This window comes from Thermodesulfovibrio aggregans (assembly GCF_001514535.1).
In the GTDB taxonomy this organism is placed as follows: domain Bacteria; phylum Nitrospirota; class Thermodesulfovibrionia; order Thermodesulfovibrionales; family Thermodesulfovibrionaceae; genus Thermodesulfovibrio; species Thermodesulfovibrio aggregans.
This window is the reverse complement of sequence record NZ_BCNO01000003.1, coordinates 244,436-252,201: the sequence shown is the minus strand read 5'-3', so window position 1 is coordinate 252,201 and position 7,766 is coordinate 244,436. Positions and strand designations below refer to the sequence as shown.

Genomic DNA, 7,766 nt, shown 5'->3' with positions numbered 1-7,766 from the left:
TCATTTTTTTGTTGATTTTTTGCCTGTCTCTACCTGTTCAAGGTCAGAATAAGAAGAAGATTTTAATTCTTAACTCCTACCATCAGGGATTAAGCTGGACAGACAATATAGTGAAGGGTATTAAAGACACATTAAAACCTTTGGACAGTGAGATTGATTACTACATTGAATACATGGACACCAAGCGTTTTTATGGAGATAAATACTTTGAAAACCTGTCTCTCTTAGTCTGGGCATGTTAATCTGAAGTTTTCCATCTTTCAGGATTATGTATCTCTTCCAGTATCCATTCCTACGGTAAACTCTCTCTGGGGTTCTTTCATATTTTTGAGCCCCTGTAAGTGCTGTTATCTCCTCTTGTAATGCTAATTCAATAAACTTTTTCTTCATTAACTTCATTTTTTGTTCAAATTCTTCCCAGAAGGATTCATTAAAATTACTGTTGAATTCTTTCCATAAATCTGGTAATCTTAAATTAGTTAAAGGTTTTTCTTTCATGGGTGTATTCCTCCTTTCTTTGTTTGATTTTTGGTTAAATTAATGGAGGATACACCCTCTTTTATTGCTCTGTCAATTTTACACATAAAAAATTTTACACTACCTTAAAAATTTTTTCAAAGTATTTATCTCCATAAAAACGCTTGGTGTCCATGTATTCAATGTAGTAATCAATCTCACTGTCCAAAGGTTTTAATGTGTCTTTAATACCCTTCACTATATTGTCTGTCCAGCTTAATCCCTGATGGTAGGAGTTAAGAATTAAAATCTTCTTCTTATTCTGACCTTGAACAGGTAGAGACAGGCAAAAAATCAACAAAAAAATGATGATTAAGCAATTTCTAAACATTACTAAACTCTTTTATCCAGTCATTGTATCTTGCTGCTCTTGGAATAATACAAATTCCTGATGAGTCTATATGACAACGAAAACGATCCTTTTCAGGTGAAAAACCTATCTCTTCTCCTTCGTAAACTACATTTTTTTTATCCACTATAACTCTGTAAAGTTTACTGTTTCTCTTAATCACAACATCATCCATTATAAGTGAATCCTTAATTTCCGCACCTTTTTCTACTATACAACCACTTCTTATGAATGAGTTTTCTATTTTACCTCCATAGATAAGAGCTCCATCGGCAATAATACTATTTTTTATCTCTCCATCAAGTATTTTTACAGGTGGTCCCTCATATTTTGCAGGGTAAATGGGCCACATTTTGTTATAGATTTCAAATACTGGTGTTTCTCCAAGCATATCCATATGGGCATCAAAATATGCTCTTATTGTTCCAACATCTCTCCAGTAACCTCGCTCTTCATAGGGTTTTATCCCCGGAATTTCGTTTGTTGCAAAGTCATAGGCATAAACTTTTGCTCCTCTTTCAACAAGTTCAGGAATAACATGAGCACCGAAGTCATTCTGTTTTTTCTTTTCAGCACTTATTAAAGCGTTAATTAAAATATCTGTATTAAAAATATAATTACCCATTGAAACATAAGCCATTTGAGGATTATCGGGCATAGGCTGAGGTTGTTTTGGTTTCTCTTGAAATCCTACAATTCTCTGATCAGAGTCTGCAACAATCACTCCAAATGCTGAAGCTTCCCTCAGTGGCACAGGTCTTGCAGCTACAGTAACCTCAGCATTTTTTTCAATGTGAAATTTTATCATCTGTCTTATATCCATTCTGTAAATGTGATCGGCACCGAAAATGATAACTATATCGGGTTTATGCTCTTTAATTAATCCCATATTTTGAAATACTGCATCTGCTGTTCCTTGAAACCATTCAGGTCCCATGCGCATCTGTGGCGGAACAACAGTGACAAAATGATTACTTCCAACAGAGGTAAAAAACCAATTTTGCCTGATATGCTCAATTAGTGATTGAGATTTATACTGAACAAGAAGATAAATTGAGTAAATTTGAGAATTTACAAGATTGCTCAAAACAAAATCAACGATTCTATATCTTGCTCCAAAAGGTACAGAAGGTTTGGATCTGAAAGAAGTTAAGGGAAAGAGTCTCTCCCCCTTTCCTCCTGCAAGAACTATTGCTAAGACCTTTGGCATAGAACCTCCTCATTTTTCTATTAAAAGAGTCCAGAATTCTGTTTTTTCCCATTTTTTTATAAAACTTTCGAAATCTATTCTTTTATGTTGGTCAATTCCTGAATTTACTATAACATTAGAGTTATCAAATCCTACAACAACCATGTAATGATATTTTTTGTAAAACCAGAAACCTTCATCGGTCATTACAATTAGAGGTCTCTGAGATTTAATTTTTTCTTTTATATCTTCAATGTTTCCGCTGTATTGGGTGGCTTTAAAACCATTTTTTTTCGCAAATAGAATCATCTCAAAATCAGCAGTTCCACGAGCACCTTCACTGTAAATATCTCTTGCTATTTCCTCTGGAGTAATTTTCAACCCCCAAAAATCTAAAACCATGGCTAATGATGCAGGACCGCATTGATAGTCTTCGGAAGGGAAAAATTTAACAGATTCTATTATATGTTCTTGAGCATAAATAGGACTGGCAAATAAGATTAAAAACGAACAGACTATAGAAAAAAACGCCTTCATCTAAACCTCTCACTTTTTTAATATCATAACTCTTTCAATTCCTGCAAGGTCTTTCACTATCTCTAATACTTCAAAGCCTTCAGCCAATGCTAAATTTTGTACAGTTTCAGCCTGTCCCATCCCAATTTCTAAGAAAATTAATCCGTCTTTCAAGAGATACTTATGAGCATTTTCTATAATTTTTCTGTAAAAATTAAGTCCATCAACTCCTCCATTCAGTGCTTCGAAAGGCTCGAAATCTCTAATCTCTGGCTGAAGATTGAAGACCTCTTCTGTCTTTACGTAAGGAGGATTTGCTGTGATACAGGAAAATACTTTTTCCTTAAAAGGTTCAAATAGGTCACCTACAACAAAATTAATATTTTCTACATTATTCAGAACTTTATTTTTTTTAGCATACATTACTGCTTTTTCTGAGATGTCAATACCGAAAACATGAAATTGGGGTATGTTTTTGGCAACAGCCAGAGCAATACATCCTGAACCTGTACATAAATCAAGGACTCTGTATCCTGTTTTTTTAATTAGATTCTGCCTTCTAATAACCTCTTCAACAATTATTTCTGTCTCTGGTCTTGGAATCAGCACTCCAGGACCTACTTTTATTTTTATGTTATAAAATATACACTCTCCCAGAATATACTGAAGAGGTTCTCTGTTGAGTCTTCTTTCAATAAGGTGATTGATAAGTTTTTCTTCATTGGAAGTTATTTCAGGATTTTTAGTATAAAGTTGAGTTTTTTCAACTTTCAGAACATGACAGACAATTTCTTGAACTTCTTTGATATCAAGAGAGTTTTCATTGAGAATTTTTCTTATTTTATCAAGAGCTTTCACATCTCTTTAAGTTTTTCAGCTTGATAATGAGCAATTAGAGCATCAATTATCTCATCAATCTCTCCATTCAAAATCTGTTCAAGTTTATAAAGAGTAAGTCCAATCCTATGATCTGTTACTCTATTTTGAGGAAAGTTATAAGTTCTTATTCTCTCACTTCTTTCACCTGTTCCAACCTGTCCTTTTCTTTCAGCTGCTCTTTCAGCTTCCTTTTTCTGTCTTTCCATCTCAAGTAAGCGAGCTCTCAAAACCTTCATAGCTTTTTCTCTGTTTTTAATCTGTGATCTTTCATCCTGACATTGAACAATTATTCCAGTGGGGATATGAACAATTCTTACTGCTGAATAGGCTGTATTTACGGACTGTCCACCAGGTCCTGAAGAACAGAAAGTATCTATTCTTAAGTCCTTTTCATCAATTTTTATATCAATTTCTTCTGCTTCAGGAAGTACAGCTACTGTTGCAGTAGATGTATGAATTCTGCCTGATGCTTCTGTCACAGGAATTCTCTGAACTCTGTGAACACCACTTTCATATTTCAGTTTGCTAAAAGCGCCTTTACCAGAAATTGTGGCAATTATCTCTTTAAATCCTCCCAATCCTGTAGGATGACTGTCAATAATTTCTATCTTCCATCCTTTTGATTCTGCATACTTTGCATACATTCTGAAGAGGTCTGCAGCAAAGAGTGCAGCTTCCTCACCGCCTGTGCCTGCTCTGATTTCAAGGATTACATTTTTTTCATCTCTTGGATCTTTTGGTAAAAGCAAAATTTTAAGTTCCTGTTCAATTTGAGGTTTTATCTTTTTTAATTTTTGTAATTCTTCTTCAGCAAGTTCCTTTAAATCAGAGTCTCCATCTTTAATTATTTCTTCAACTTCCTGTATTTGGTTAAGAATTTTTTTATATTCTCTAAATTTTGTAACAATTGGCTCAAGCTCTGCCTGTTCTCTCGAGTATTTCATGTATTCCTCTTTATTTGAAAGCACTTTCGGGTCTGAAAGTGCCTGAGTTATTTTCTCATACTTATTTTCCACGTCCATTAATTTTTCAAGCATTTGCTTTTACCTCCTTTTCAGAGAGATTCAAAACAGCCTTTAATGATTGGCAGGCAACTTCTATCTGCTCAATATCTGGCTCACGGGTTGTTATTTTTTGAAAAATTAAACCGGGAAATGTAATAACCCTGCCTACTATATTATTACGCCATCTAGCAGAAATTTTTAATATTTCATAAGATACTCCTGCAATTAAAGGCAAAAGAATAACTCTTGATAGAGCCTTTAAAACAAAACTCCACGAAGATGGAATCATTGAAAATACGAGTATGCTTATTACAAGAACAATAAAAATAAAACTTGTTCCACATCTTACATGTAATCTTGAATATTTTTCCACATTTTCAGCGGTCAGAGTTTCACCTGCCTCGTAGGCATTTATTACCTTGTGTTCAGCACCATGATAGGCAAAAATTCTTCTCATCATGGACAGCATACTTATTACAAGAACATAACCTATAAATACAAATACCCTCAGAATACCATCAATAAGGTTAAAAACAAAGGAATTTGTAGATATCATTGAAATAAAATAGCCTGACAATTTAGTCAGATACAGGGGTAAAAGGATAAAGAGAATTACTCCAATGACAGATGCAAGAAAAAGTGATAAAGCAAGACTCCAGGGACTTGATTTTTCTTCTTTAAATACGATTTTACTACTAAAATCTATTGCTTTCATGCCAAGCCATAACGTTTCAATAAGAATAAAAAAACCTCGCACTAAAGGAATTTTTGCTAACATACTTGGTTTTTTAAGCTTTTCTGATTTTATTACAATCTCACCTTCAGGATTTCTTACAGCAACAGCCCATCCTTCTTTTGATTTCATCATCACACCTTCAATTACAGCCTGTCCACCAATTGTGATATCCTTCATATAAAATACTCTCCTCTCAATACAAATAAAAAGGGGTTAGAAAGATAAAATTCAATTCTAACCCCTTTAAAAAGTTTTTAATTTTTACTTTTTACCGTATTTTTTCATGAACTTCTCTACTCTACCTTCTGTGTCAACAATTTTCTGTTTTCCAGTATAAAAAGGATGACATTTGGAACAAATATCAACCTTGATTACAGGTTTTGTTGAACGGGTAATAAATGTTTCACCACAGGCACATATAACCTTTGCTTCTTTGTATTCAGGATGAATTTTTTCTTTCATTCTAACCTCCGTAAAAGTTTAATATTTAATTTTATCCTGAAAAATATTTTTTTAGCAAGCAATTGATTTCTTAATCTCCTCAATCAAAGCCTTTACAAGTTCAGATTCTTTAACGGTTTTTATAATTTTCCCTTTTGCAAAGACTATTCCCTGTCCACGACCACCTGCCACTCCAAAGTCTGCTTCTTTTGCCTCTCCAGGACCGTTTACAGAACAACCCATTACAGCTACCCTTAATGGTTCTTTTATATTTCTCAAAGCTCTTTTTACTTCTCTTACCATTTTTTTAATATCCACCTCACATCTACCACAGGTAGGACAGCTTATTATTTCAACTCCAAACTGTCTTAATCCTGCCACTCTCAATATTTCATAGGCTACATTAACTTCAACTACTGAAGAGTCTGTAAGAGAAACCCTTATTGTATCTCCTATGCCCTCAAGAAGAAGTAGCCCTATCCCAATAGAGCTTTTTACAACACCTTCAGGCACAGGTCCTGTTTCTGTAATTCCAACATGAAGAGGGTAGTCATACTTACTGCTAAAAGCGCGGTATGCTTCAACTGTTTTCATAACATCTGAGGCTTTAAGTGAAATTTTAATATCATGAAAATCAAGCTCTTCAAGAATTTCAATATGCCTTTCTGCTGCCTCAACCATTGCCTGAGGAGAGGGGTGACCGTATTTTTCTATCAAATCTTTTGGTAAAGAGCCAGCATTTACACCTATTCTTATTGGTATTCTCCTGTCCTTTGCAGCATTTACAACTTCCTTGACTTTCCATTTTGCTCCTATGTTTCCCGGATTTATCCTTAATCCATCAACTCCCTGCTTAATTGCCTCAAGGGCAAGCTTATAGTTAAAGTGTATGTCTGCAATTAATGGAATTTTTATCTTTCTTTTTATCTCTCCAAGAGCTTTAGCAGCGGTCTCATCTGGCACTGCAACTCTTACTATTTCACAGCCTGCTTTTTCAAGCCTTCTTATCTCATTTACAGTAGCTTTTACATCCCTGGTATCTGTTTTCGTCATTGACTGAACCCTGACAGGAGCACTATCTCCAATTGAGACATCTCCAACATAAATTCTTCTTGTTTTTCTTCTTTTAATCAACTAAGCTTCCTCTTATTTGATTTATAGCTGAAACATGTGCCTTATAATCAGTTGAAAATTCATGACTTCCATCTCCACGGGATACAAAGTAAAGATACGGCACCTTAGCTGGATTAAGAGCAGCTAAGATTGATTTTAATCCGGGTGAGGCAATCGGTCCTGGAGGAAGTCCTTTTATTATGTAAGTGTTGTAAGGTGATCTGTTTTTAAGGTCATTTTTTGTAACTCCATCTTTGTATCTTTTAATTCCATAGATTGCAGTTGGATCTGCCTGAAGAGGCATTCCAATTTTTAATCTATTGTGATAAACCGCTGAAATCAAAGGTTTTTCTTCATCAAGCTTTGCTTCCTTTTCAATTATTGATGCAAGGGTAACCACCTGATTTACTGTCCAGCCAATTTTTTTTGTTTTCTCTATTAACTTTGAATCGTAAACCTCCCAGAATCTCTTTACCATCAATCTTACAATTTCTTCAAGTTCCAGCCCCTTCGGAATATTATAAGTATCAGGGAAAAGATATCCTTCTAAAGAAGGTGCATCTATTTTTAAAGATTGCAAAAAATCTCTATCATAAGCAAGCTCAAACAACTGATTTTTAAAATCTGGATTTATTTTTGAAAGCTTTTCAGCCACCTCGTATAAACTGTCACCTTCAATAACTGTTATGGTATATTCTAAAATTTTTCCCTCAAGAAGTTTTTTGATTACATCAAGCACTGTCATTTCTTCAGTGAATAAATAATATCCTGCTCTTGCCTTTTTCTCAATTCCATAAATTTTTCCAATAATGATAAAAACAGTCTCATTTCTTATGATGCCTTTTTCTTTAAAAATTTTGGCTATTGATGAAAAACTTGTTCCTTTTGGAATGTATACCTCCGTATCCTCTGCAATGTTAATTGGCTTTGTGAGTTCTATGGTTATGTAGAGTGCAAGAAATAAAAAATATAAGAGGAAAACAATGGCTAAGGCTTTCTTCAGGTTCATTTTTTAATGTTATC

Annotated in this window: 10 protein-coding genes; all 10 read right to left on the bottom strand. The window is 34.2% G+C overall.

Annotation, left to right across the window (positions count from 1 at the left end; genetic code table 11):
• Nucleotides 1–120 precede the first annotated feature (120 nt).
• Complete coding sequence (locus TAGGR_RS09900) at nt 121–498, bottom strand: transposase (protein ID WP_059177203.1); 378 nt, start codon at nt 496–498, stop codon at nt 121–123.
• Nucleotides 499–592: 94 nt separating this feature from the next.
• Nucleotides 593–847 (bottom strand): hypothetical protein, encoded by a 255-nt coding sequence (locus TAGGR_RS09895; RefSeq protein WP_059177202.1) that lies wholly within the window; start codon nt 845–847, stop codon nt 593–595.
• Nucleotides 840–2,075 carry a glucose-1-phosphate adenylyltransferase gene (gene glgC / locus TAGGR_RS09890; RefSeq protein ID WP_059177201.1) on the bottom strand — a complete coding sequence of 412 codons (1,236 nt, stop codon included), beginning with the start codon at nt 2,073–2,075 and terminating at the stop codon, nt 840–842. Before glgC ends, TAGGR_RS09895 begins: the two co-directional genes overlap by 8 nt.
• 9 nt (nt 2,076–2,084) lie before the next feature.
• Nucleotides 2,085–2,591: a C39 family peptidase gene (locus tag TAGGR_RS09885; RefSeq protein ID WP_059177200.1), complete on the bottom strand. Its 507-nt coding sequence runs from the start codon at nt 2,589–2,591 to the stop codon at nt 2,085–2,087.
• Between the two features lie 9 nt (nt 2,592–2,600).
• Nucleotides 2,601–3,428, bottom strand: coding sequence for a peptide chain release factor N(5)-glutamine methyltransferase (gene prmC / locus TAGGR_RS09880; RefSeq protein ID WP_059177199.1), 828 nt, complete (start codon nt 3,426–3,428; stop codon nt 2,601–2,603).
• Nucleotides 3,425–4,486, bottom strand: coding sequence for a peptide chain release factor 1 (prfA, locus tag TAGGR_RS09875; protein ID WP_059177198.1), 1,062 nt, complete (start codon nt 4,484–4,486; stop codon nt 3,425–3,427). The genes prmC and prfA overlap by 4 nt, the downstream gene beginning before the upstream one ends.
• Nucleotides 4,479–5,366: a DUF1385 domain-containing protein gene (locus TAGGR_RS09870; protein ID WP_059177197.1), complete on the bottom strand. Its 888-nt coding sequence runs from the start codon at nt 5,364–5,366 to the stop codon at nt 4,479–4,481. Before TAGGR_RS09870 ends, prfA begins: the two co-directional genes overlap by 8 nt.
• Before the next feature lie 84 nt (nt 5,367–5,450).
• Nucleotides 5,451–5,651, bottom strand: a complete 201-nt coding sequence (gene rpmE / locus TAGGR_RS09865; RefSeq protein WP_059177196.1) for a 50S ribosomal protein L31 — start codon at nt 5,649–5,651, stop codon at nt 5,451–5,453.
• A 51-nt stretch (nt 5,652–5,702) separates the two neighbouring features.
• Nucleotides 5,703–6,764 (bottom strand): flavodoxin-dependent (E)-4-hydroxy-3-methylbut-2-enyl-diphosphate synthase, encoded by a 1,062-nt coding sequence (ispG, locus tag TAGGR_RS09860; RefSeq protein WP_059177195.1) that lies wholly within the window; start codon nt 6,762–6,764, stop codon nt 5,703–5,705.
• Entirely contained in the window at nt 6,757–7,752 is a 996-nt protein-coding gene (gene mltG / locus TAGGR_RS09855) for an endolytic transglycosylase MltG (RefSeq protein WP_059177194.1), read from the bottom strand. The genes ispG and mltG overlap by 8 nt, the downstream gene beginning before the upstream one ends.
• Nucleotides 7,753–7,766: the final 14 nt, after the last annotated feature.